The sequence below is a fragment of the Demequina phytophila genome (assembly GCF_000971135.1).
Lineage (GTDB): Bacteria > Actinomycetota > Actinomycetes > Actinomycetales > Demequinaceae > Demequina > Demequina phytophila.
In genome coordinates this window covers 95,370-120,280 of sequence record NZ_BBLW01000005.1, presented here as the reverse complement: position 1 = coordinate 120,280, position 24,911 = coordinate 95,370, and the positions used below count along the sequence as shown (strand labels likewise).

The window sequence follows — 24,911 nt, the reverse complement described above, 5'->3', positions numbered from 1 at the left end:
CGACCTCGCTGCGCGACGGGGCGCTAGTGGCGCTTGCCCATGAGCAGGTCGCGGCCCTCGGCGTCGACGCCCTCGCGCGCCGGCAGGCGGTCACGCACCGTCGACACGATGCCCTCGATGTCGAACTCCGCGGGCTTCGCGTAGATCTCCTCGCCGTCGGCGCGGAACGTGAACACGCCCTTGCGGCCGGTCTTGAGGGTCACGCCCGCGATCGCGTTGCCGAACTCCTCCAGCAGGCGCGTCTGCGCCTCGGTCGCGCGCGGCAGGTAGCCGCAGGGCACGCAGTACTCGATCTCGATCTGCACGGTGGTTCCTTTCGTTCGTGCTGGTGCCAACCGTAGCGGGCGGCGCGGGATTCCCCCGACCCGCGCATCGTCCCGTCGCAGGGGGACGATGCGGCGGCCGGGGCCCTCGAGAACGGCGACAGGGCCGCTCCCCCGGAGGGGAACGGCCCTGTGCTCAGGCGGTGCGGACTACTCCGCGACCGCGAGGTCGCCGCGACGCACGCGAAGCGCGGAGAGCGCCTCGTCCAGAAGGGCGGCGCCCTCCTCGTCGCTGCGACGCTCCTTCACGTACGCGAGGTGCGTCTTGTACGGCTCGTTGCGGATCGGCTCCGGCGGGTTGTCCTGGTCGAGTCCACCGGGAAGGCCGCAGCGCGGGCAGTCCCACTCGACCGGGATCTCCTGATCGTCACCGATCGCGAAGCTCGGCGAGGTCACGTGACCTCGTGCACAGTAGTAGGAGACGACCTGACGCGGCGCGGATTCGCCCCGCTCGTCCTCTCCCATGGGTCCGGCGCCTACGCGCGAACCTCGGATGGCGTTGCCCCCTGCCATGGGTACGACCTCCGTCGACTAGCTAGATGGAGAACTTGGACACGAGGCCGAGCAGCACCACGACCGCGAACCAGACGATCGCGACCGTCCAGGTGATGCGGGTGAGGTTGCGCTCGCCCACGGCGGACGACTGCACGCCCGACGCGAGGCCGCCACCGAACATGTCGGTGATGCCGCCGCCACGACCGCGGTGGATGAGCACCAGCGCGATGATGAGCAGCGAGGTCACGACGAGCATGACCCAGAGGATGGTCTCGAGGATGTCCACTGTTCTCCCAGATGATGGATTGCGCTCACAAGGATACGCGACGCGAAGGGCCGGACCGGCCCACTTCCGGGCCGGTCCGACGCCTCCTTACAGCGCGACGTTGTGCGACTTGAAGCGCGCGATCTTGGAGAACTCCTCCGGGTCGAGCGAGGCGCCGCCGACGAGGCCGCCGTCGACGTCCTCCTCCGCCATGAGCTGCGCGATCGACGAGGACTTCACCGAGCCGCCGTAGAGGACGCGGACGCCGTCCGCGAGCTCGGCGTCGTACAGCTCCGCGAGGCGGCCGCGGATGGCCGCGCAGACCTCCTGCGCGTCGGCCGGGGTCGCGACCTCGCCGGTGCCGATCGCCCAGACAGGCTCGTAGGCGATGACGACGTCCTTGGCCTGCTCGGCCGGGAGGCCCTCGAGCGCGCCGTCGACCTGGGCCAGCGTGTACTCGACGTGCGTGCCCTCCTTACGGATGTCGAGGCCCTCGCCCACGCAGACGATGGGCACGATGCCGTGCTCGAACGCCGCCTTGGTCTTGGCCGCGACGACCGCGTCGGTCTCGCCGTGGTACTGGCGACGCTCCGAGTGGCCCACGGCCACGTAGGAGACGCCCAGCTTCGACAGCTGGGTGCCGGAGACCTCGCCCGTGTAGGCGCCCGAGACGTGCTCGGAGATGTCCTGCGCGCCGTACTTCAGCTCGAGCTGGTCCGCGTCCACGAGGGTCTGGACCGAGCGCAGCGAGGTGAACGACGGCAGGACCGCGACCTCGACCTCGGAGAAGTCGTGCTTGGCGTCGCGGAGCAGCCAGGCGAGCTTCTGGACGGTGTGCGTGGCCTCGAGGTGGTCGAGGTTGAGCTTCCAGTTGCCGGCGATCAGCGGGGTACGTGCCATGGGTCAGTCCTCCAGAACGGCGAGGCCCGGCAGGACCTTGCCCTCGAGCAGCTCGAGCGACGCGCCGCCGCCCGTGGAAATGTGGCCGAAGCCGGCCTCGTCGAAGCCGAGCAGGCGCACGGCCGCGGCGGAGTCGCCACCGCCGACGACGGAGAAGCCGTCGGAGTCGATCATCGCCTGCGCGACGGCCTTGGTGCCGGCCGCGAAGGCGTCCATCTCGAACACGCCCATGGGGCCGTTCCAGACGATGGTCTTGGCGTCGGCGAGCTTGGACGCGAACAGGGCGGCCGAGTCGGGGCCGATGTCGAGGCCCATGCGGTCCGCGGGGATCGCGTCGGCGGCGACCACCACGGCGTCCGCGTCGGCGGCGAACTTGTCCGCGGCGACGATGTCGGTCGGGAGCACGATCTCGACGCCGTTCTCCTCGGCGGTCGCGAGGTAGCCCTTGACGGTGTCGATCTGGTCGCCCTCGAGCAGCGAGGTGCCGACCTCGTAGCCCTTGGCCGCGAGGAAGGTGAAGACCATGCCGCCGCCGATCAGGAGGCGGTCCGCCTTGGTGAGGAGGTTCGCGATGACGCCGAGCTTGTCCGAGACCTTCGAGCCGCCGAGGACCACGGCGTACGGGCGGGCCGGGTCGGTGACGGCCTTGCCGAGCGACACGACCTCCTTCTCGACGAGCGTGCCGGCGGCGGCGGGCAGCACCTTCGCGACGTCGTAGACCGACGCCTGCTTGCGGTGCACCACGCCGAAGCCGTCCGAGACGAACGCGTCCGCGAACGCGGCGAGCTCGGCGGCGAGCGACTCGCGCTCCTCGTCGACCTTGGAGGTCTCGCGCGCGTCGAAGCGCACGTTCTCGAGCATCGCGACCTGGCCGGGCTCGAGCGCGGCGACGGTGGCCTTGGCGGACTCGCCGACCAGGTCGTCGGCGAGCGTGACGGGGCGGCCGAGCAGCTCCGCGAGGCGCGCGGCGGCGGGCGCGAGCGAGTACTTGTCCTCCGGGGTGCCCTTGGGGCGGCCCAGGTGCGCGGTGACGATGACGGCGGCGCCGGCGTCGAGCAGCTTCTGGATGGTGGGGACCGAGGCGCGCACGCGGCCGTCGTCCGTGATGGTGGTGCCGTCGAGCGGGACGTTGAGGTCCGAGCGGACCAGCACCTTCTTGCCGGCGAGGTCGCCGAGCGAGTCGATGGTCTTCATTGAGGTTCCGTTCCTGCGAGATGGGAAGGGGTGATGCGGGGTGACGCGACGACGGCCGCACACGTCAGAGCGTGCGCGGCCGTCGTTACGTGTCTCTCGAGAGAGTGCTTAGAGGCGCTCGCCGACGTACTCGGTGAGCTTGACGAGCGACGAGGAGTAGCCCCACTCGTTGTCGTACCACGAGACGATCTTGACGGTGGTGCCGCCCGAGACCTTCGTGAGCTTCGCGTCGAAGATCGACTGGTGCGGGTCGCCCACGATGTCCGAGGAGACGATCTCGTCCTCGACGTAGGAGAGGGTGCCGACCATGGTGGACTCGGCGGCGGCCTTCACCGCGGCGTTGACCTCGTCGACCGTGACCTCACGCGACGCCTCGAAGGTGAGGTCGGTCGCCGAGCCGGTGATCGTCGGCACGCGCATCGCGAAGCCGTCGAGCTTGCCCTTGAGCTCGGGGAGCACGAGGGCGACGGCCTTGGCGGCACCGGTCGAGGTGGGAACGATGTTCTGGGCGGCGGCGCGGGCGCGGCGCATGTCGCGGTGCGGGCCGTCCTGGAGGTTCTGGTCACCCGTGTACGCGTGGATCGTGGTCATGAGGCCACGCTCGATGCCGATCGCGTCGTTGAGGGCCTTCGCGACGGGCGCGAGGCAGTTCGTGGTGCAGGACGCGTTCGAGATGATGTGGTGCGCGGCCGGGTCGTAGTCGGTGTGGTTCACACCGATGACGAACGTCGCGTCCTCGTTCTTCGCGGGGGCGGAGATGATGACCTTCTTGGCGCCGGCCTCGATGTGGGCCTTGGCCTTCTCGGCGTCGGTGAAGAAGCCGGTCGACTCGATGACGATGTCCGCACCCAGCTCGGCCCACGGGAGGTTGGCGGGGTCGCGCTCGGCGAGGGCCTTGATGGCCTTGCCGCCGACGTAGATGTTCTCGTCGTCGAAGGTGACCTCCTTGGGGAAGCGACCCAGAACGGTGTCGTACTTGAGGAGGTGCGCCAGCGTGGCGTTGTCCGTGAGGTCGTTGACACCGACGATCTCGATGTCTGCACCCTGCGCCTCGATGGCGCGGAAGAAGTTACGTCCGATGCGGCCGAAGCCGTTGATACCGACCTTGATGGTCACTGTTGTGTCTCCTCCGGTGCGCCGCCGGGGCGACGCGATAGTGGATGGTGGGATGCGCACCTCGACGTGCGCCGGACGCCGCCGCGGGGCGGGCCACTGCTGATGAGCCTACAACGTTTCGCGAGGGCCTCCCAGCGGACAGAAGTCCCAGGTGTGACCGCTCACGGACCGCTAATCGTCCTCGAGGAGCTCCTGCGAGATGCCCGCTTCGGTGTCGGGGATGCCCAGCTCCTCGGCGCGCTTGTCGGCCGTCGCGAGGAGACGGCGGATGCGCCCCGCGACCGCGTCCTTGGTGAGCGGCGGGTCGGCGAGCTTGCCCAGCTCCTCGAGCGAGGCCTCGCGGTTGGCGAGGCGAAGCTCGCCCGCCTCCCGCAGATGCTCGGGCAGGTCCTCGCCGAGGATCTCGAAGGCCCGCGCGACGCGCGCGCCGGCCGCGACCGCGGCGCGGGCGCTGCGTCGCAGGTTCGCGTCGTCGAAGTTGGCGAGGCGGTTGGCGGTGCCGCGCACCTCGCGGCGCGTCCGCTTCTCCTCCCACTGGAGCACCGAGTCGTGCGCGCCGAGCCGGGCCAGCAGCGCCGCGATCGCGTCGCCGTCGCGGATCACCACGCGGTCGACGCCGCGCACCTCGCGCGACTTCGCGCCGATGCCGAGGCGGCGGGCGGCGCCCACGAGCGCCAGGGCGGCCTCCGGGCCGGGAGACGTCACCTCGAGCGCGGAAGAACGTCCAGGCTCGGTGAGCGAGCCGTGCGCGAGGAATGCGCCGCGCCACGCGGCGACCGTGTCCTCGATGCCGCCGCCCACCACGTGCGGCGGCAGGCCTCGCACCGGGCGACCCCGGTGATCGAGCAGTCCGGTCTGGCGGGCGAGCGACTCACCCTCCTTGACCACGCGCACCACGTAGCGGTTGCCCTTCTTGAGCGCGCCGCCGGAGACCACGATGATCTCCGAGCCGAGACCATAGGTCTCGCCGATGTACCCCCGGAGTCGACGCGCGGCGGCCGCGGTGTCGAGCTCCGCCTCGATCACGATCCGCCCGGAGACGATGTGGAGGCCGCCCGCGAACCGGAGGGTGGCGGCGATCTCCGCCTTCCGTGCGGACACCTTCTCGACCGGGACGCGCGCGAGCTCGTCCTTCACCTGTGCCGTCAAAGCCATGGCGACAATCCTGCCATCTGTCAGCCGGTGACAGCGCCGTGGCCGCGCACCCAGGTGACCAGGGCCTGGTACCGCTCCCGCAGCAGCGTGACGTCGTGCCGGTCCAGCGTCCCGTCCTCGCGCAGCGGCGCGGCGACGTACCGCGCCCCCCAGGACTCGACCGCGGCCCTCAGCGCCGCATCGTCCTCCGAGGCGTCCACGAGCACCACGGCCGGCACGAAGCCGGGCGCCGCCGCCCGCAGCGCCGCGATGTCGTCGAGGCGCGACGTGCCCGCCGTCTCCTCGTCCTCGTCGGCGATGTTGAGCGTGAGGATGGTGCGCGGGCCTGCCTCGATCAGCGCGGCGGCGACGCGTGGGACCAGGAAGTGCGTGAGCACGGACGTGTACCAGCTCCCGGGGCCCAGGATCACGGCGTCGGCGGAGGCGAGAGCCTCGAGCGTCGCGGCGGGCACCGCGGGGTCGGACGGCTCGATCGCGAGGGATCGCACGCGCCCGGGCGCGGTCGCGACGGCCACCTGCCCGGTCACGCGCAGCGGCCCGTCCGGGCAGTCCACCTCGGCGCTCACGGTGATGGGCTCGGTGGACACGGGCAGCACGCGGCCCTCCGCGCGCAGCAGGCGCCCCACCCAGTCCAGGCCCTCCACGATCCCGCCGGTGCGGTCCCACAGGCCCGCGATAAGGAGGTTGCCCACGGCGTGGCCGTCGAGCGGGCCGTTCGTGGCGAAACGCCATTGGAGCACGTCGCGCCAGGTGCGCCCCCAGTCGGTGTCCTCGCACAGCGCGGACAGCGCCATCCGCAGGTCGCCGGGCGGCGGCACGGGCATCTCCGCGCGGATGCGGCCCGAGGAGCCGCCGTCGTCCGCGACGGTCACCACCGCGGTGATCGAATCGCAGGCGCCGCGCAGCGCGGTGAGGGTCGCGTAGAGGCCGTGACCGCCGCCGAGCGCGACCACGTGCGGCCCGGTCAACGCGGCTCCCTGTCGCGGTGGGTGACGCGGACCTGGTAGCCGCGCTCCCCCAGCACGCGCCCCAGCTCCTCCGCGATCGCGACCGAGCGGTGCTTGCCGCCGGTGCAGCCGACGCCGATCGTCACGGAGTGCTTGTCGTGCGCCCGGTAGCGGTCGAGGACGCCCGCGATCACGTCCGCATAGCCGGACACGAAGTCGCGCGCGCCGTCCGAGGCGAGTACGTAGTCCCGCACCGGCGCGTCGAGCCCGGTGAGCGGCCGCAGCTCGGGCTCCCAGTGGGGGTTCTGGAGGAAACGCACGTCGGCGACGAAGTCTGCGTCGCGGGGCGACCCGTTCTTGAAACCGAAGGACTGCACGTTGACCTGGAGGGGGCGCTCGGTCTCCCCCGCCGTCTCGGTCATGACGTCGCGCAGCTGGTGGACGTTGAGGTCGGACGTGTCGACCACCTCGGTGGACCGCTCGCGCACCTCCGCGAGGGCGGCGCGCTCGCGCGCGATCCCCTCGAGGATGGTCCCGTCGCCCTGCAGCGGATGCGGCCGGCGGGCCTCCTCGAAGCGGTGGACCAGCGTCGCGTCCGAGGCGTCGAGGAACACCAGGCGGACCGTGATGCCGCGGTCCTCGAGGTCGTCGAGCACCGCGATGACGTCCTGGAAGAAGTCGCCGCCGCGCACGTCCACCACGGCGGCGAGCCGGTGGTGGCGTCCCCGTCCGACCATCTCGACCAGCCCGGCGAGCAGCTGCGGGGGCAGGTTGTCGACCACGTACCAGCCCAGGTCCGCCAGCGCGGCGGCGGCCTTGGTGCGACCGGCGCCGGACATGCCGGTGAGGACCATGACCTCCGCGTCGACGCCCGACATGTCGAGCGAGGGGCGCGGGATGCCGGAGGGGAAGGTGACCGGGGGGACCTCGTCCATCATGCGTCCAGCATGCCAGCCTCGCCCCGCAGGGCCTGGTAGACGGTCCGGGCGGTGCCCGATCCGACGCCGGGGACCAGCGCGATCTGCTCGACGGAAGCCTCCTTGAGGCGCGCGAGCGAGCCGAAGTGCGTGAGCAGCGCCTTCGCGCGGCCCGGGCCCACGCCCGGCACCTGGTCCAGCTGCGACACCTTCATCGACTTGCCGCGCTTGGCCCGGTGGTGCTTGATCGCGAAGCGGTGCGCCTCGTCGCGGACACGCTGCAGCAGGTAGAGCGCCTCGGAGCCCCGCGGCAGGATCACCGGGAAGTCGTCCCCCGGCACCCACACCTCCTCGAGGCGCTTCGCGAGCCCCACGACCGCGATGTCGGGCACCCCCACCTCGTCGAGCGTCCTGCGCGCGGCGTTCACCTGCGGCAGGCCGCCGTCGACCACCACCAGCTGCGGCGGGTACGCGAAGCGGGCCGTCTCGCGCTCCTCGGGCGGGAGCTGCGACTCCTCGAGGTAGCGCCGGAAGCGGCGCGACAGCACCTCGTGCATCGCCGCCGTGTCGTCGACCGCGTCGGCGATGGAGAACTGCCGGTACTCGGGCTTGCGCGCGATCGCGTCCTCGAACACCACCATCGATCCCACCTGGTTGGTGCCCTGGGTGTGGGAGATGTCGTAGCACTCGATCCGGAGCGGCGCCTCACCCAGCCCCAGCGCCTCCTGGAGCTCCTGCAGCGCGGCGGACCGCGTGGTGAGGTCCGAGGCGCGCTTGAGCCGGTGCTGCTCGAGCACCTGCACCGCGTTGCCGTGCCCGGTGGAGGCGAGCTCGGCCTTCTTCCCCCGGGCCGGGACGCGCATCGTCACCTTGGCGCCTCGCAGGCCGGACAGCCACTCCGTGAGGACGGCGTGGTCCTCTGGCAGGTGCGGGACCAGAACCTCGGGCGGGATCTCCTCCGCGTCGGCGGCCCCGTAGGCCTCCTCGAGCAGGCGCACCACCATCCCGGCGGGCCCGAGCGGCTCCGGCTTGTCCACGACCCAGCCGCGCTCGCCCGCGATGCGGCCGTCACGGACGTGGAACACGTGCGCCGCGGCCTCGAGCTCGTCGTCCTCGAGCGAGAAGATGTCCGTGTCCACCCCGGCATCCAGCACGATCGCGTTGCGCGCCATCACCGCGTCCAGCGCGCGCAGCCGGTCCCTGGCCCGCGCCGCGGACTCGAAGTCCTCGCGCTCCGCCGCCGCGTGCATCGTTGAGGTGAGGTCCCTCACCAGCGACTTCGCGTCGCCGGCGAGCACCTGGCACACGCGTTCCGCGAGCTCGCGGTGGTCCTCCTCGGAGATGCGGCCCACGCACGGCGCCGCACACTTGTCGATGTAGCCCAGCAGGCACGGCCGACCCTGGCGCTCGGCCTTGCGAAGCACGCCCGGGGCGCAGGTGCGCACCGGCAGCGCGGTGAGCAGCGTGTCGACGGTCTCGCGGATCGCCCACGCCTTCGCGTACGGCCCGAAGTACCGGACGCCCTTCTTGCGATCGCCGCGCATCACCTGGATCCGCGGGTACCTCTCGTTCATGGTGACGGCGAGGTACGGGTACGACTTGTCGTCGCGGAACACCACGTTGAACCGGGGGTCGTACTGCTTGATCCAGGTGTGCTCGAGGATGAGCGCCTCGACCTCGTTGCGCACCACCGTCCATTCGACGGACGATGCGGTGGTCACCATCGCGCGCGTGCGCGGGTGGAGCTGGGCCGGGTCCTGGAAGTAGTTCGCGAGGCGCGCGCGCAGGCTCTTCGCCTTGCCCACGTAGACCACGCGACCGTGCGGGTCCCGGAACCGGTACACGCCGGGCTTGGTCGGGATGGTGCCCTGGGCCGGACGGTACGAGGCAGGGTCGGTCACGTCGCCAGCCTACGGATCAGGCGCGCGCCGGTGCGCCGAGGATCTCCGCGAGGAACGCGCCCGTGTGGGAGCCCTCCGCGCCGGCGATCTCCTCGGGTGTGCCCTCCGCGATCACCGTGCCACCCCCGGAGCCACCCTCGGGACCCATGTCGATCACCCAGTCCGAGGACTTGATGACGTCGAGGTTGTGCTCGATGACGATGACCGTGTTGCCCTTCTCGACCAGGCCCTGCAGCACGCCGAGCAGCTTGCGGACGTCCTCGAAGTGGAGGCCCGTGGTGGGCTCGTCGAGCACGTAGATGGTGCGGCCGGTGGAGCGGCGCTGCAGCTCGGAGGCGAGCTTGACGCGCTGCGCCTCGCCTCCCGACAGCGTGGGCGCGGGCTGGCCCAGGCGCACGTAGCCGAGCCCCACCTCGACCAGCGTGGTGAGGTGCCGCGCGATCGACGGGATCGCCTCGAAGAAGTGGGCGGCCTCCTCGATGGGCATGTCGAGCACATCGGCCACGTTCTTGCCCTTGAAGTGCACCTCGAGGGTCTCGCGGTTGTACCGGGCGCCCTTGCAGACCTCGCACGGGACGTACACGTCGGGGAGGAAGTTCATCTCGATCTTGAGCGTGCCGTCGCCCGCGCACGCCTCGCATCGTCCGCCCTTGACGTTGAAGGAGAAGCGTCCGGGGCCGTAGCCGCGCACCTTCGCCTCCTGCGTGTCCGCGAACAGCTTGCGCACCTTGTCCCACACGCCCGTGTAGGTCGCGGGGTTCGAGCGCGGCGTGCGGCCGATGGGCCCCTGGTCGACGTGCACGATCTTGTCGAGCTGGTCCACGCCCGTGATCCGGGTGTGCCGGCCCGCGACCTGGCGGGCGCCGTTGAGGGTGTTCGCGAGGGACGTGTAGAGGATCGAGTTCACCAGGGTCGACTTGCCGGAGCCGGACACGCCCGTCACGGACGTGAGGACGCCCAGCGGGAAGCTCACGTCGATGTCGCGCAGGTTGTGCTCGCGCGCGCCGACCACGGTGATCTCGCGCTTGGGGTCCACGGCGCGGCGGGACTCGGGCAGCTCGATGCGGCGGCGGCCGGCGACGTACGCGCCGGTGACCGAGCGCTCGTTGGCGAGCAGCTCCTCGTAGGTGCCCGAGTGGACCACCTCTCCCCCGTGCTCGCCGGCGCCGGGGCCGATGTCGACCACCCAGTCGGCCGTGCGGATGGTGTCCTCGTCGTGCTCGACCACGATGAGCGTGTTGCCCAGGTCGCGCAGGCGCGTCAGCGTGTCGATGAGGCGGCGGTTGTCGCGCTGGTGCAGGCCGATCGACGGCTCGTCGAGCACGTAGAGCACGCCCACCAGGCCCGACCCGATCTGGGTGGCGAGGCGGATGCGCTGCGCCTCGCCGCCCGAGAGCGTGCCGGCCGCGCGGGCCAGCGTGAGGTAGTCGAGGCCCACGTCGAGCAGGAATCCCAGGCGCGCGTCGATCTCCTTGAGCACCTGGACGGCGATGTGGCGGCCGCGCTCGTCGAGCTCGGCGGTCACCAGGAAGTCGCGCGCGTCGGCGATGGACAGCTCGCAGACCTCCGCAATGGACTTGTCGCCGATGGTGACGGACAGCACCTCGGGCTTGAGGCGCGCGCCCCTGCACACGGGGCAGGGCACCTCGCGCATGTAGGACTCGTACTTCTCGCGCGACCACTCGGACTCGGTCTGCTCGTGCAGGCGCTCGATCCACGTGATGACGCCCTCGAAGCCGGTGGTGTACTGCCGCTCGCGGCCGTAACGGTTCTTGAAGCGGACGTGGACCTGGTAGTCCTTGCCGGTGAGGATCGCGTTCTGCGCCTCCTTCGGCAGGTGCCGCCACGGGGTCTTCATGTCGAAGCCCAGGTCGTCCGCCAGCGCGGTGAGCGTGCGGGTGAAGTAGTCGGAGCTGGTCGCGGCCCACGGCGCCACGGCGCCCTCCCGGAGCGACAGGTCGCGGTCCGGGATCACCAGGTCGGGGTCCACCTCGAGCTTGATCCCGATGCCCGTGCACTCGGGGCACGCGCCGTACGGGGCGTTGAAGGAGAAGGTGCGGGGCTCCATCTCCTCGAGCGTGAGCACGTGGTCGTTGGGGCACGCGCGCTTCTCGGAGTAGCGGCGCGGCTCCATCTCGCCGTCGACCGGGTCGATGATGACCAGCCCGTCCGCGATCCGCAACGCCGTCTCGACCGAGTCGGTGAGGCGCTGGCGCACGCCGTCGCGCGCGACCAGGCGGTCCACCACGACCTCGATGTCGTGCTTGAGCTTCTTCTCCAGCTTCGGGGGCTCGGTGAGCTGCACCGTCTCGCCGTCGACGCGCGCGCGGGCGAAGCCCTGCTGCTGCAGGTCCTCGAACAGGTCCTGGTACTCGCCCTTGCGGCCGCGGACCACGGGAGCGAGCACCTGATAGCGGGTGCCCTCGGGCAGCGCGAGCACCGAGTCGACGATCTGCTGCGGGGTCTGCGCCTGGATGACCTCGCCGCACACCGGGCAGTGCGGGGTGCCGACGCGCGCGTACAGCAGGCGCAGGTAGTCGTACACCTCTGTGATGGTGCCCACCGTGGACCGCGGGTTGCGGTTGGTGGACTTCTGGTCGATGCTGACCGCGGGCGACAGCCCCTCGATGAAGTCGACGTCGGGCTTGTCCATCTGGCCCAGGAACTGGCGCGCGTACGCGGACAGCGACTCGACATAGCGGCGCTGCCCCTCCGCGAAGATGGTGTCGAAGGCCAGCGAGGACTTGCCCGAGCCGGACAGCCCCGAGAAGACGATGAGGGCGTCGCGGGGAAGGTCGAGGTCGACACCCTTGAGGTTGTGCTCACGCGCACCGCGGACGAGGAGACGGTCGTTCACCCGGCCATGCTACGCGGAAATCGCTTCGAACACACGTTCGAAGGTGGCGTGTCGGGGGGACGATGCGCGGGCCGGGGCACCCGGTGACGCTAGGTTGCGAGGGTGGACGGTGCGGAGACGCCCGCGGAGGCGCTGGCGGGGATCGAGCGGGCGCACGGGCGCCTCGCCGACAGGGTGCGGACGCCGGCATGGCGCGCGGTCTCGAACGCGGTCGGCACCGGGGCGTTCCTCGCCGCATACGCATCCGGCACGTTGCCCGCCTGGGCGTTCCTGGCACTCGCCGCGACGATCGCCCCGGCGCTCGCGCAGCTCCGGGACGCGAGCCGGCCGCGCCAGCGCGGGTGGCTCACCTGGGCGTGGCCCGCGGCCGTGATCGTGCTGCTCCTCCTCCCCGCGTTCGCCGCCGCCCTCTGGCTCGGTTGGAACGAGCGCGAGCCCGGCCTGGGGATCGGGCTCGGCGCCTTCGTCGCGATCGTCCTCCTGGGGCTGCACCTGTGGTGGGCGCGCCTGGCGGCGCGGCCCGCGACGCCCGACGCGACCGCCGCGCCCCGGCTCGATCCGGTGCTGACGGACCCGCTCGGCCTGCGGCTGCTCGGCGTCCTGGCCTCCTACCAGGGACATCTTGAGGCGCCCGCGGTGGAGCACGCCCTCGACGCCGCCGACATGGTGGTCGGCGCGGCCCTCACTCCTCTGGTGGCCGCCGGCTACGCCGAGCTCACCGACCCGGACCAGCCGTTCGGCGGCCGCCGCATCTGGCTGCGCGCCACGCCCGCGGGGATCGCGGCCTTCAACTCGCATGTCGCCGCGCTCAGGGGCTCCGCGACGCCGGTGCCCTAGCCTGCCGTCATGGAGCACGACGACCATCCCGCTGACGCTCTCGCCGAGAACGCCGCCGTCAGGACGCGGGCCGCGGAGCTCGCGATCCCGCCGCTCTGGCACTCCGCCGGCTTCGCAAGCTTCCTCGCCGGGTGGTTCCTCCTGGGACCCACCATCGATCTTCCGGGGACCTGGGGCATCGTCGTGCTCGCGGCGTGGATCCTCGGCCTGGCGGTGCTCGACGCCGCGCGCGCGCAGCTCACCGGTGTCGGCACGGGAGGGTCGCCGCTGCGCGGCGGCTTCATGTGGATCAGCATGGCGACGCTGTTCGCCTTCATGGCCGGCGCCATCGCTCTCGATGTGGCGGAGGTCTCCGGGTGGGTCTCGCTCGCGTGCGCGGTCGCCGGCGGTGCGACGCTGTTCGCGTTGATGGCGGCGGGGAGGCGCCGCGCGGTGGTGGCCGACGTCCCGCGCGGCGGATTCGTGCTGCTCGACCCCGTCCTCGGCGCGCCGGGGCGCCTCGAGACCATGGCGGCGGTGTGCGCCGTCGACGGCGAGGTCGACGCCGAGTTCCTCGGCAGCGTCGCCCCCGACCCGGATCTCCGCGGCGCGCTGCTGTCGCTCGGCGAGGCGGGATACCTGAGATTCCCGCGCCCGTGGCTCCGCGGCCCGAAGCGCCGCGTGTGGATCCGCGCGACCTCGAAGGGCCGGTCGGCCTATTACGGCCACATCACCGCGCTGCGCGAGCTGGAGAGCGGTGCCGGCGCGGCCTGAACACCCCGCTGATCCGATCGCGCAGGTCCCCGCGCACACGTCTGTGCCCCGACTTCACCGGAGCGACCGCACGGCCCGCGCGCCGCGCATCGTCCCTTCGCGGCAGGCGCGAGGATGGAGCCATGAGCCTCTACGCGATCCACTACGTGTACGACGAGCGCGCCGACGAGCGCGAGGAGATGCGCCCCGTCCACCGCGCCTGGCTGCTGGGCCTGGCGGGCCAGGGCATCGCGAAAGTATTCGGGCGGTACGAGGACGACGGCCAGCCGGGAGCGCTGCTGGTGTTCGACGCCGACAGCCCGTCAGCGGTCGAGGCGATGCTCGCGCAGGATCCGTACCAGACCGCCGGGCTCGTGGTGTCGCACTCGGTGCGCGCGTGGCCCGCGGGCGGTCCCTGGACCGCCTGAGCGTCAGCCCTCGTCGACCGGCGCGTCCTCGCGCGGCTTCTGAGGGTCGTGGGGCTCCTTGGCCTCGTGGTGGTGCTCGCGCGGCAGCGTCTCCCCGCTGCGGCCCGACACGATGACCGAGACGAGCGCCGCACCGCCGATCGCCACCACGATCACCGCGAGCGACATCCACGTGGGGATCTCGGGGGCCCACGCGACCGGCTCGCCGCCGTTGAGGAACGGCAACGAGTTCTGGTGCAGCGCCTCGAGGACCAGCTTGATCCCGATGAACGCGAGCACGATCGACAGTCCGTAGGACAGGTAGATGAGGCGGCGCAGCATGCCCTCGACCACGAAGAACAGCTGGCGCAGGCCCATGAGGGCGAAGGCGTTCGCGGTGAACACGATGTACGGGTCGTCGGTGAGCCCGAAGATCGCCGGGATCGAGTCGAGCGCGAAGAGCACGTCGGTGGTGCCGATCGCGAGCATCACCAGCAGCAGCGGCGTGATGAGCCGGCGGCCGTTCTCGCGGACCATCACGGCGGCGCCGCGGTAGCCGTCCGTCGCGGGCAGGAACCGGCGCGCGAGGCTCACGAGCGCGGTCTCCTTGTACTCGACCTCGCCCTCCTCGGCGCCGCCCTCGCGGGCGACGCTCACCGCGGTCCACAGGAGGAAGAACCCGAAGATGTAGAACACCCACGAGAACGCGTGCAGCGCGGCCGCACCCGCCGCGATGAACAGGCCCCGTAGCACGAGCGCCAGCACCACGCCGAAGAGCAGCACCCGTTGGCGGTACTGCGCGGGCACCTGGAAGCGCGCGAGGATCACCAGGAACACGAACAGGTTGTCGACGGACAGCGACCACTCCGTCAGGTAGCCGGCGAAGAACTCGGTGCCCTTCTGCGGGCCGGCCCACGCGAACATCGCGAGGCCGAACACCGCGGCGAGCGCGACGTAGAACAGCGTCCAGCGCACCGACTCCTTGAAGGAGGGCTCGTGGGGCCGCCGCACGACGACGAGGAAGTCGAACGCGACCACCGCGACCACGCCGAGGATGGTGATGAGCCAGATGGTCGTCGATTCCACCGGACCATCGTAGAGGCCGCCCCCGCCTCCTCCGCGCGTCAGCCCGCGTCGATCATCTGGCGCAGCTCCTTCTTGAGCTCCCCGATCTCGTCGCGCAGGCGGGCCGCGATCTCGAACTGCAGGTCCGCGGCCGCCTCGCGCATCTGCGCGGACAGGTCCTCGATGAGCTGCGACAGCTCCTCCGCGGGACGCTGCGCGAGCAGCCCGTGCTTGCCGCCCACCGTGGACGGCGTGGGGGCCCGCTTGGCCTGCTCGAGCGCCTCGGCGGTGTCCGCCTCCTCGCGCGCGAGCATCTCGGTGATGTCGCCGATCCGCTTGCGGAGCGGCTGCGGGTCGATCCCGTTCTCCGTGTTGTACGCCACCTGGATCTCGCGGCGGCGGTTGGTCTCGTCGATCGCGGACGCCATCGAGTCGGTGATCGAGTCCGCGTACATGTGCACCTCGCCCGACACGTTGCGCGCCGCACGGCCGATGGTCTGGATCAGCGACGTCCCCGACCGCAGGAAGCCCTCCTTGTCCGCGTCCAGGATGGACACGAGGGACACCTCGGGCAGGTCCAGGCCCTCACGCAGCAGGTTGATGCCGACGAGGACGTCGTAGCGGCCCATCCGCAGCTCGCGCAGGAGCTCGACGCGGCGCAGCGTGTCGACGTCCGAGTGGAGGTACTCGACTCGGACGCCGCGATCTCCCAGGTATTCCGTGAGGTCCTCGGCCATCTTCTTGGTGAGCGTGGTGACCAGGACGCGCTCGTCCTTCTCGACGCGCTCGCGGATGCATTCGAGCAGGTCGTCGATCTGACCCTCGGTGGGCTTGACCACCACCTTGGGGTCCACGAGCCCGGTGGGGCGGATGATCTGCTCGACCACGCCGTCCGCACGCTCGAGCTCGTACCTGCCCGGGGTGGCGGACAGGTAGACGGTCTGGCCGACCCGCTCCTGGAACTCGGGCCACTTGAGCGGCCGGTTGTCGAGCGCCGAGGGCAGGCGGAAGCCGTGCTCGACCAGGGTGCGCTTGCGCGACGAGTCGCCCTCGTACATCGCGCCGATCTGCGGCACCGTCACGTGCGACTCGTCGATCACCAGCAGGAAGTCGTCCGGGAAGTAGTCGAGCAGCGTGTGCGGCGGGGTGCCGGCCTCCCGCTGCTCGATGTGCCGCGAGTAGTTCTCGATACCCGAGCACGTGCCCACCGAGCGCATCATCTCGAGGTCGAACGTGGTGCGCATCTTGAGGCGCTGCGCCTCGAGCAGCTTGTTCTGGCGCTCGAGCTCCTGCAGCCGCTCCCCCAGCTCGATCTCGATGGTCGAGATGGCCGCGTTCATGCGCTGCTCGCTCGCGACGTAGTGCGACGCGGGGAAGATGTGCGCCTGGGTGCGCTTCTCCACGACCTGGCCGGTGAGCGGGTGGAGCGTGTACAGCGCCTCGACCTCGTCCCCGAACATCTCGATCCGGATCGCCAGCTCCTCGTACACCGGGATGATCTCGATGGTGTCGCCCCGCACGCGGAACGTGCCGCGCGTGAACGCGAGGTCGTTGCGCGAGTACTGCATCTGCACGAACTCGCGCAGCAGCGAGTCGCGGTCGAGCACGTCGCCGATCGCGAGCGTCACCATGCCCTGGATGTACTCCTCGGGGGTGCCGAGCCCGTAGATGCAGGACACCGACGACACCACCACCACGTCTCGCCTGGTCAGCAGCGAGTTGGTGGCGGAGTAGCGCAGCCGCTCGACCTCCTCGTTGATCGACGAGTCCTTCTCGATGAAGGTGTCCGTCTGCGGGACGTACGCCTCCGGCTGGTAGTAGTCGTAGTAGCTGACGAAGTACTCGACCGCGTTGTTCGGCAGGAGGTCACGGAACTCGTTCGCGAGCTGCGCGGCGAGGGTCTTGTTGTGCGCCATCACCAGCGTGGGCCGCTGCAGCCGCTCGACCAGCCACGCCGTGGTCGCGGACTTGCCGGTTCCGGTGGCGCCCAGCAGCACCACGTCCTGCTCCCCCGCCTGGATGCGTCGGGCGAGCTCGTCGATCGCCTTCGGCTGGTCGCCCGAGGGCTGGTACTCCGAGATCACCTGGAAGGGCGCCTCGCTGCGGCGAAGGTCGGGGCTGCTCATGCGACTACGGTACGCCGGGGGTCCGACAGGATGATGCGGCGGTCACCGGGGCACGTTGAGGCGCCAGAAGGCGTCCACCTGGGACGCGAGGTGCTCGGCCGTGCCGGAGCCGTCGAGGACGGCGTCCGCGAGCCCGGCGCGCTCCTGGTCCGTCGCCTGCGCGCGGATCCTGGCCCGGGCATCGTGCTCCGTCATGCCGCGCGTGGCGACCATGCGGGCGACGCGCACGTCCTCCGGCGCGGCGACCGTCACCACCAGGTCGAAGTCCGGCTCCTGCCCGCTCTCGACCAGCAGCGGGATGTCGTGCACGATCACCGCGACGCCGTCGCGCCGTGCCTGACGGTCCGCCGCGGCACCCATCGCGAACACGTACGGGTGGACGATCCCGTTGAGCCGCCGGCGCGCGCCCTCGTCGTGGAACACGATCGCGGCCAGCGCCCGCCGGTCGAGCGCGCCGTCGGCGATGACGCGGTCGCCGAACTCGGAGGCGATGTCGACCAGGCCCGCTGACCCGGGCTCGACGGCGCGCCGCGCGAGCTCGTCGTGGTCGATCACGCGCGCGCCGAGCTCGAGGAAGCGCGCGGAGGCGGTGGACTTGCCCGAGGCGATCCCCCCGGTGAGGCCGATGCGAAGCACCACCGCAGTCAAGCACGCGGGTCCGACAGCCGCCAACCCTGGGCGGACGCGACGAAGGCCGCCACCCCGTGAGGGGTGACGGCCTTCGTGAGCGTTCGGGTGCTAGTTGCCCGTGAGCTTCTCGCGGAGCGCGGCGAGGCGCTCGTCCGAGGCGAGGGTGCCCTGGTCCGCCGACGTCTCGTCGTGCGACGAGTACGAGGTCGGGCCGTCGGCCTTGCGGCCGCCCTTGCGGGGAGCGGAGGAGGAGGACGCCGCGGGAGCGGTCGCCTCGGCCTCGGCGGCCTGCGCGTCCTGCTTCGCGACGAACGCCTTGTGCGCCTCCCAGCGCTCGTGCGCCTTGGCGTACTCGGCCTCCCAGGCCTCGCGCTCGGACTCGAAGCCCTCGCGCCACTCCTGGGTCTCCGGGTCGAAGCCCTCGGGGTACTTGTAGTTGCCCTGAGCGTCGTACTCGGCGGTCATGCCGTAGAGCGCGGGGTCGAAGTCCTCGCCCTGCGGGTCCACGCCCTCGTTCGCCTGCTTGATCGAGAGCGAGATGCGGCGACGCTCGAGGTCGATGTCGATGATCTTGACGAAGACGTCCTCGTCGGCCGAGACGACCTGCTCGGGCAGCTCGACGTGGCGGGTCGCCAGCTCGGAGATGTGCACCAGGCCCTCGATGCCCTCGTAGACGCGGACGAACGCGCCGAACGGGACGAGCTTGGTGACCTTGCCCGGGACGATCTGGCCGATCGCGTGGGTGCGGGCGTAGACCGCCCACGGGTCCTCCTGGGTCGCCTTGAGCGACAGCGAGACACGCTCGCGGTCCATCTCGACGGTGAGGACCTCGACCTCGACCTCCTGGCCGACCGAGACGACCTCGGACGGGTGGTCGATGTGCTTCCACGACAGCTCGGAGACGTGCACGAGGCCGTCCACGCCGCCGAGGTCGACGAACGCGCCGAAGTTGACGATCGAGGAGACGACACCCTTGCGGACCTGACCCGGCGCGAGCGCGGTGAGGAACGACGAGCGCACCTCGGACTGGGTCTGCTCGAGGAAGGCGCGACGCGACAGGACCACGTTGTTGCGGTTCTTGTCGAGCTCGATGATCTTCGCCTCGATGGACTGGCCGATGTAGGGCGCGAGGTCGCGCACGCGGCGCATCTCGACGAGCGAGGCGGGGAGGAAGCCGCGGAGGCCGATGTCCACGATGAGGCCGCCCTTGACGACCTCGATCACGGTGCCGGAGACGACGCCGTCCTCTTCCTTGATCTTCTCGATCGAGCCCCACGCGCGCTCGTACTGCGCACGCTTCTTCGAGAGGATCAGGCGACCCTCCTTGTCCTCCTTGGTGAGGACGAGCGCCTCGACGGTGTCGCCGACGTTGACGACCTCATCCGGGTTGGCGTCGTGGCGGATGGAAAGCTCGCGCGAGGGGATGACGCCCTCGGTCTTGTAGCCGATGTCGAGGAGGACCTCGTCACGGTCGACCTTGACGATGGTGCCCTCGACGAGGTCACCGTCGTCGAAGTTCTTGATGGTCGCGTCGACGGCAGCGAGGAAATCCTCAGCGGTGCCGATGTCGTTGACGGCGATTGCGGACTCGGGGGTGGAAACGGACATTAAGGAGTTGCTCCGGTGGACAGGGAATCGTATGGATAGGGATGGTCACGGCACGCGGGCGCGCCAGACCATCGGATATCCTACCGCGTTCCCCCCGTCCGGGGCAATGCGGGCACGCGCGCCGGTGACGGGACCTCCCTGGTCACCGGCGCATCGTCCCGCGACGGGTGCCGCGGGGGCGGCGGGCTACAGCCCGCGCGCCGCCATCAGCAGCTCGTCCGGCACCCACTTGGTCTTGCCCATCATGGTCTCGAACGGCTCGAGGACGATGTGGCCGGCCTGCAGCGCCGTGAACTTGTGCGACTCCCCCGCGACGATCCCGTCGATCGCGGCGACGCCCATGCGGGTGCCGAGCAGGCGGTCGGCCGCGGTGGGCACGCCGCCTCGCTGCACGTATCCGAGCGTGGTGAGGCGCGACGTGAAGCCGGTGGCCGCCTCGATGGCCTTGGTGACCTCGTGACCGATCGACCCGGCGATGGGGTTGCCCTTCGCGTCGAGCGTGTCCTTGCCCGTCCAGTTCGACCCCTCGGCCGGGAGCGCGCCCTCGGCGACCGCGACGATCGAGAAGTTCTTGTAGCGGTGACGGTGCTTGATGCGCTTGGCGATCACGTCGATGTCGAACGGCTCCTCGGGGGCGAGGATGATGTCCGCGCCGCCCGCGATGCCCGCGGTCACGGCGATCCATCCGGAGTGGCGGCCCATGAGCTCGACCACCATGACGCGGTTGTGCGACTCGGCGGTGGAGTGCAGACGGTCGATGGCCTCGGTCGCGATCGAGACCGCGGTGTCGAAGCCGATCGCGGCGTCCGTGCCGACCACGTCGTTGTCGATGGTCTTCGGGATGCCGATCACCGGGACGCCGAGCGCCTTCGACACCTTGCCGGCGGCCTTGAGCGTGCCGTCGCCGCCGATGCAGATGAAGCCGTCCAGCTTCTCGTTCTCGAAGGTCTCCTGGACGGCCTCCATGCCGCCCTCGACCTTGTGGGGGTGGCAGCGGGCCGTGCCGAGCATGGTGCCGCCGTGGACGAGGATGCCGGAGACGTCGTCGCGCGTCAGGGGGCGCGCGTCGCCGTCGATCACCCCCTGCCAGCCGTTGTTGAACCCGACGATCGAGCAGCCGAGCTCCGAGGTGCCCCGCTTGACGACCGCACGGATCGCCGCGTTCAGACCGGGGCAGTCGCCCCCTCCGGTGAGTAGACCGATTCGCATGCCACCAACCCTAGTGTCCGGCGGTGCGCCAGTCACCGCCCGTTCCGACGTTGACATCGAGAGGGACGCTGAGATCGCCGGCGGCGCGCATCTCCTCTCGGAGGATGGTCTCGACCGCCTCGCGCTCCCCCGGTGCTGTCTCGACCACGAGCTCATCATGCACCTGAAGTACCTGGCGTGATGCCAGACCTTCGTCCCTGAGGCGCGCCTCGACGCCGAGCATCGCCCGCTTGATGAGGTCCGCCGCGGAGCCCTGGATGGGCGCGTTGAGCGCGACGCGCTCCGCGATCTCCCGGCGCTGGCGGTTCGACGAGGTGAGGTCCGGCATGTAGCGACGGCGCCCGAAGATGGTCTCGGTGTAGCCGTCGACACGGGCCTTCTCCACGACGGCGTCGAGGTACTCGCGCACGCCGCGGAAGCGCGCGTAGTAGTCGTCGACGAGCGCCTGCGCGGCGTTGACGGGGATACTCAGCTGCCGCGACAGCCCGAAGGTCGACAGCCCGTACGCCAGGCCGTAGGACATCGCCTTGACGTGCGAGCGCATCTCGGGCGTGACGTCCTCGGGTGCGACGCCGTAGACCCGGGAACCCACGAACCGGTGAAGGTCCTCCCCCGCCGCGAACGCCTCGATGAGGCCCTCGTCCCCCGACAGGTGCGCCATGATCCGCATCTCGATCTGCGAGTAGTCCGCCGTCACCAGGGTCTCGAAGCCCTCGCCCACCACGAACGCCTCGCGGATCCGGTGCCCCTCCGGGGTGCGGATCGGGATGTTCTGCAGGTTGGGGTCCTTGGAGCTGAGGCGCCCGGTCGACGCGACCACCTGCGAGAAGGTGGTGTGGATGCGTCCATCCGGCTCCACCGCCTGCGCGAGCGTCTCGATGATCTGCGACAGCTTGGACGCGTCGCGGTGCGCCAGCAGCGCGGTCAGGAACGGGTGGGGCGACTTCTCGTTGAGGTCGTGCAGGGACGATGCGTCGGTCGAATAGCCCGTCTTGATCTTCTTGGTCTTGGGCATGCCGAGTCGGTCGAACAGCACCTCCTGGAGCTGCTTGGGCGAGCCGAGGTTCACCTGGTCCCCGCCGATGGCCGCGTAGGCGTCCTCGGCGGCGCGGTCCGCACGGCCGCGCGCCTCGTCCGCGAGCCCCGCGAGGTGCTCGCGGTCGACCGCCATGCCCGCGTGCTCCATGCGCGCGAGCACCGTGACGAGCGGGATCTCGAGGTCGCGGTACAGCTCCGCCATGCCGCGTTCCGCGACCATGGGGTCGAGCACCGCCGCGAGGGCGCGCACGTGCGCGGCGCGCTCGCCCGCGTCCTCCGCGGCCGAGCCGCCGAGACCCAGGTCCAGCTCGCCCGCGGCGGCCGCCGAGGCGAGCGTGAGCCCCATGTGGCGCTGAAGGATCTGCTCGAGGTCGAAGCCGCGCTGGTCGGGGTTGACCAGGAAGGCGGCGATCTGGGTGTCCCCCACGATCCCGGCGAGGTCCCAGCCCCGGGCCTGCAGCGCGTGCCAGCCGTCCTTCGCGGCGTGCAGCACCTTGGGCACCGCGGCGTCGGCGAGCCACGCCTCGAGCGCCGACTCGTCCTCGGGAACGAGCGAGGTGAGGTCCACCCCCCATGCGGCGTCCGCGGCGTCGGCGACGCCCAGGGCCCAGGCATCGGCGTCGACGCCGCCCCGGCCCTCGACGTGGACGGCGACCGGGCCCGTCATCGCGGTGATCGCGGCGACGGCGCCCTCCGTCCGCACCACCACGGCCGCCGTCTCCGTGGGCGCCTCCTGGGCTTCTCCCGAGGCCGCGAGCGGGATCAGGCGATCGCGCAGCGTCCGGAACTGGAGCGCATCGCACACCTGGTGGATGGCGGAGGCGTCGCCTCCGCGGTACTCGAGGTCCTCGAGCGGGACCGCCACCTCGAGGTCGGTGAGGAGGTGGTTGAGCTCGCGGTTGAGCCGCACCTGCTCGACGTGGGCCCGCAGGCTCTCGCCCGCCTTGCCCGGGACGTCGTCCGCGCGGTCGAGGATCCCGGCGAGCCCGCCGTACGTCCCGATCCACTTGGCCGCCGTCTTGGGCCCCACCCCTGGCACTCCGGGAAGGTTGTCGCTGGTCTCGCCCACGAGCGCGGCCATGTCCGGGTACTGGTGCGGCGCGACGCCGTACTTCTCCTGCACCGCGTCCGGCGTGAACCGCACCAGGTCGGAGACGCCCTTGCGCGGATAGAGCAGGGTAACGTCCTCGTTCACCAGCTGGATGGTGTCGCGGTCGCCCGACACCACCAGGACGCGCAGGCCCGCCTCGCGTCCCATGCGGGCGTACGTCGCGAGGAGGTCGTCGGCCTCGAAGCGCGGCTTGTCCACGGCCGCGACCCCGAGGGCGCCCAGCACCTCGCGGATGAGGGGCACCTGCGGCTCGAACTCCGCCGGGGTCTCGTCCCGCGTTCCCTTGTAGGACGGCAGCCGCTCGGTGCGGAACGTGCCGCCGGGAAGGTCGAACGCCACCGCCAGGTGCGTGGGCTGGTTGTCCTTCATCAGCGTCGCGAGCATCGCGGTGAAGCCGTAGACCGCGTTGGTGGGCACCCCCGTGGAGGTCGCGAAGTTCTCGACCGGAAGGCCGAAGAAGGCGCGGAACGCCATCGACAATCCGTCGACCAGCAGGAGTGTTCCCTTGGTGGATTCGCTCACAGGTGCCAACCTATCTTCCATGTCTGACGCCGACGTCGCCCTGCCGCCGCTGCCCGCGGGCGGGCTCATCACCCGGATGGGCATCTCCATCACGACGGTCACCCCCGACACCGCGGTCGGGACCATGCCCGTCGAGGGCAACACGCAACCCTATGGCCTCCTGCACGGCGGCGCGTCCGCCGTCCTCGCGGAGACCCTGGGCTCTCTCGCGGCGGCGGCGCACGCCGGCCCCGACGGGGTCGCCATGGGCGTCGACCTCAACATCACCCATGTGCGCGGCCTGCGCGAGGGCACCGTCACCGGCACCGCGTCCGCGGTCCATCGTGGGCGCACGATCGCGACCTACGCGGTGACGATCACGGACGAATCGGGCTCAACGGTCGCGGTGGGGCGCCTTACCTGCGCGATTCGACCGCGCCGCGCCACATAACCGAAACATCGCTCGGGTAGGTTGACCCGCAACCTTGACCTTGGAGGGGGCCCCGTGTTGGCAACTCTTGACCGACGAACGATGCTGCGTGCAGCGCTCGTCTTCGTGGTCGCGGCGGTGGGAATCACCGCGATCCTCTCGATGGGGGGGACGGCGCAAGCCGCCACCGAGACGGAGGCCGTGACCACCGCGGCCACCTCCGGTGGGACCAACCTCCTGATCCAGAACCTGTTCAACGGAATCGTCTTCGGCCTGCTGCTCGCTCTCGCGTCGGTGGGCCTCTCGCTTATCTACGGCACCACCGGGCTGAGCAACTTCGCTCACGGCGAGATGGTGACGTTCGGCGCGATGATCACGTACTTCCTCGCCACGCCGCAGGCGGTGTCGTTCCCGCTGCTGCCGTTCGAGTTCACCGTGAACTGGCCGTTCTGGCTGGCGGCGCCCGCCGGTATCGCCATCGCGACCGCGCTCGGCTGGGTGCAGGACAAGATCATCTGGAGCCAGCTGCGCCGCCGCCGCGTCGCGATGATCCAGCAGATGATCGTCTCGATCGGCCTCTCGCTCGCGCTGGTGAACTTCATCCAGTGGTGGATGGGCGGCCGCCCGGTGCGCCTGGTCACGTCGATCGACCCGCGCAAGCAGTACGGCCCGATCTCCGTGGGCAACGTCACGCTCATCTCCATGGTGATCGCGATCGTCGCCCTCCTGGCCGTCGCGTTCTTCCTCCAGCGCACCCGCCTGGGCCGCGCCACGCGAGCCGTGTCGGACAACCCGGCCCTCGCATCGGCCTCCGGCATCAAGGTCGACTCGATCATCCGCATCGTGTGGATGATGGCCGCCGGCCTCGCCGCCCTCGGCGGCATCCTGCTCGCCCTCTACCAGCAGGGCATCGGCTTCGACGACGGCACCAAGCTCCTCATGATGATGTTCGCGGCCGTCACGCTGGGCGGCCTGGGCCACCCGTACGGCGCGCTCGTCGGCTCGCTCATCATCGGCGTCGTCGCCGAGGTGTCCACCGTGTGGCTCCCGCCGGACCTCAAGTTCGCGACCGCGCTGGGCATCCTCATCATCGTGCTGCTGGTCCGCCCGCAGGGCATCCTCGGCAAGGCGGAAAGGGTCGGCTGAC

Annotated in this window: 22 protein-coding genes; 5 read left to right on the top strand and 17 right to left on the bottom strand. The window is 70.9% G+C overall.

Annotated elements, in window-relative coordinates; genetic code table 11:
- Positions 1 to 23: 23 nt before the first annotated feature.
- The 11 genes from AOM01_RS09060 to uvrA all read right to left on the bottom strand — a co-directional run bounded on the left by AOM01_RS09060 (position 24) and on the right by uvrA (position 12,070).
- Positions 24 to 305, bottom strand: a complete 282-nt coding sequence (locus AOM01_RS09060) for a SelT/SelW/SelH family protein (protein WP_062292198.1) — start codon at positions 303 to 305, stop codon at positions 24 to 26.
- A 168-nt stretch (positions 306 to 473) separates the two neighbouring features.
- The gene (locus tag AOM01_RS09055) at positions 474 to 836 is read right to left on the bottom strand and encodes an RNA polymerase-binding protein RbpA (RefSeq protein ID WP_062292196.1); all 363 of its coding nucleotides are present in this window, start codon (positions 834 to 836) and stop codon (positions 474 to 476) included.
- 22 nt (positions 837 to 858) lie between these two features.
- Complete coding sequence (gene secG / locus AOM01_RS09050) at positions 859 to 1,104, bottom strand: preprotein translocase subunit SecG (protein ID WP_062292194.1); 246 nt, start codon at positions 1,102 to 1,104, stop codon at positions 859 to 861.
- A gap of 87 nt (positions 1,105 to 1,191) precedes the next feature.
- Complete coding sequence (tpiA, locus tag AOM01_RS09045; RefSeq protein ID WP_062292191.1) at positions 1,192 to 1,983, bottom strand: triose-phosphate isomerase; 792 nt, start codon at positions 1,981 to 1,983, stop codon at positions 1,192 to 1,194.
- 3 nt (positions 1,984 to 1,986) lie between these two features.
- Positions 1,987 to 3,177 carry a phosphoglycerate kinase gene (locus AOM01_RS09040; protein WP_062292186.1) on the bottom strand — a complete coding sequence of 397 codons (1,191 nt, stop codon included), beginning with the start codon at positions 3,175 to 3,177 and terminating at the stop codon, positions 1,987 to 1,989.
- A gap of 108 nt (positions 3,178 to 3,285) precedes the next feature.
- A complete protein-coding gene (gap, locus tag AOM01_RS09035) occupies positions 3,286 to 4,293 on the bottom strand; it encodes a type I glyceraldehyde-3-phosphate dehydrogenase (RefSeq protein ID WP_062292183.1) in 1,008 nt (335 codons plus the stop codon).
- Between the two features lie 171 nt (positions 4,294 to 4,464).
- A complete protein-coding gene (gene whiA / locus AOM01_RS09030) occupies positions 4,465 to 5,448 on the bottom strand; it encodes a DNA-binding protein WhiA (protein WP_062292180.1) in 984 nt (327 codons plus the stop codon).
- A gap of 20 nt (positions 5,449 to 5,468) precedes the next feature.
- Positions 5,469 to 6,416: a gluconeogenesis factor YvcK family protein gene (locus AOM01_RS09025; protein ID WP_062292178.1), complete on the bottom strand. Its 948-nt coding sequence runs from the start codon at positions 6,414 to 6,416 to the stop codon at positions 5,469 to 5,471.
- Positions 6,413 to 7,333, bottom strand: coding sequence for an RNase adapter RapZ (gene rapZ, locus AOM01_RS09020; RefSeq protein WP_082110132.1), 921 nt, complete (start codon positions 7,331 to 7,333; stop codon positions 6,413 to 6,415). The genes AOM01_RS09025 and rapZ overlap by 4 nt, the downstream gene beginning before the upstream one ends.
- Positions 7,330 to 9,213, bottom strand: coding sequence for an excinuclease ABC subunit UvrC (gene uvrC / locus AOM01_RS09015; RefSeq protein ID WP_062292174.1), 1,884 nt, complete (start codon positions 9,211 to 9,213; stop codon positions 7,330 to 7,332). Before uvrC ends, rapZ begins: the two co-directional genes overlap by 4 nt.
- Before the next feature lie 16 nt (positions 9,214 to 9,229).
- Complete coding sequence (gene uvrA, locus AOM01_RS09010; RefSeq protein ID WP_062292171.1) at positions 9,230 to 12,070, bottom strand: excinuclease ABC subunit UvrA; 2,841 nt, start codon at positions 12,068 to 12,070, stop codon at positions 9,230 to 9,232.
- 102 nt (positions 12,071 to 12,172) lie between these two features.
- Between uvrA and AOM01_RS09005 the strand changes: the two genes are divergently transcribed.
- The 3 genes from AOM01_RS09005 to AOM01_RS08995 all read left to right on the top strand — a co-directional run bounded on the left by AOM01_RS09005 (position 12,173) and on the right by AOM01_RS08995 (position 14,067).
- Positions 12,173 to 12,907: a helix-turn-helix domain-containing protein gene (locus tag AOM01_RS09005; RefSeq protein WP_062292168.1), complete on the top strand. Its 735-nt coding sequence runs from the start codon at positions 12,173 to 12,175 to the stop codon at positions 12,905 to 12,907.
- Between the two features lie 9 nt (positions 12,908 to 12,916).
- Positions 12,917 to 13,660 carry a hypothetical protein gene (locus AOM01_RS09000; protein ID WP_062292165.1) on the top strand — a complete coding sequence of 248 codons (744 nt, stop codon included), beginning with the start codon at positions 12,917 to 12,919 and terminating at the stop codon, positions 13,658 to 13,660.
- Between the two features lie 122 nt (positions 13,661 to 13,782).
- On the top strand, positions 13,783 to 14,067 hold the full coding sequence (locus AOM01_RS08995) for a YciI family protein (RefSeq protein WP_062292162.1): 285 nt from the start codon (positions 13,783 to 13,785) through the stop codon (positions 14,065 to 14,067).
- Between the two features lie 3 nt (positions 14,068 to 14,070).
- Here AOM01_RS08995 and AOM01_RS08990 read toward each other — a convergent pair whose 3' ends face one another.
- From AOM01_RS08990 to polA, 6 genes are all read right to left on the bottom strand, one after another.
- Positions 14,071 to 15,132 carry a TerC family protein gene (locus tag AOM01_RS08990; protein WP_187330982.1) on the bottom strand — a complete coding sequence of 354 codons (1,062 nt, stop codon included), beginning with the start codon at positions 15,130 to 15,132 and terminating at the stop codon, positions 14,071 to 14,073.
- Positions 15,133 to 15,170: 38 nt separating this feature from the next.
- On the bottom strand, positions 15,171 to 17,237 hold the full coding sequence (gene uvrB / locus AOM01_RS08985; protein WP_062292159.1) for an excinuclease ABC subunit UvrB: 2,067 nt from the start codon (positions 17,235 to 17,237) through the stop codon (positions 15,171 to 15,173).
- Between the two features lie 42 nt (positions 17,238 to 17,279).
- Positions 17,280 to 17,873, bottom strand: coding sequence for a dephospho-CoA kinase (gene coaE, locus AOM01_RS08980; protein WP_062292557.1), 594 nt, complete (start codon positions 17,871 to 17,873; stop codon positions 17,280 to 17,282).
- 102 nt (positions 17,874 to 17,975) lie between these two features.
- Positions 17,976 to 19,475: a 30S ribosomal protein S1 gene (gene rpsA, locus AOM01_RS08975; RefSeq protein ID WP_062292157.1), complete on the bottom strand. Its 1,500-nt coding sequence runs from the start codon at positions 19,473 to 19,475 to the stop codon at positions 17,976 to 17,978.
- Between the two features lie 186 nt (positions 19,476 to 19,661).
- Positions 19,662 to 20,684, bottom strand: coding sequence for a 6-phosphofructokinase (locus AOM01_RS08970; protein ID WP_062292153.1), 1,023 nt, complete (start codon positions 20,682 to 20,684; stop codon positions 19,662 to 19,664).
- 10 nt (positions 20,685 to 20,694) lie between these two features.
- A complete protein-coding gene (polA, locus tag AOM01_RS08965) occupies positions 20,695 to 23,376 on the bottom strand; it encodes a DNA polymerase I (RefSeq protein WP_062292150.1) in 2,682 nt (893 codons plus the stop codon).
- Here polA and AOM01_RS08960 point away from each other — a divergent pair.
- Both AOM01_RS08960 and AOM01_RS08955 read left to right on the top strand, forming a co-directional pair.
- On the top strand, positions 23,375 to 23,785 hold the full coding sequence (locus AOM01_RS08960) for a PaaI family thioesterase (RefSeq protein WP_062292147.1): 411 nt from the start codon (positions 23,375 to 23,377) through the stop codon (positions 23,783 to 23,785). The genes polA and AOM01_RS08960 overlap by 2 nt on opposite strands.
- A gap of 81 nt (positions 23,786 to 23,866) precedes the next feature.
- Positions 23,867 to 24,910: a branched-chain amino acid ABC transporter permease gene (locus tag AOM01_RS08955; RefSeq protein WP_062292144.1), complete on the top strand. Its 1,044-nt coding sequence runs from the start codon at positions 23,867 to 23,869 to the stop codon at positions 24,908 to 24,910.
- Position 24,911 lies beyond the last annotated feature (1 nt).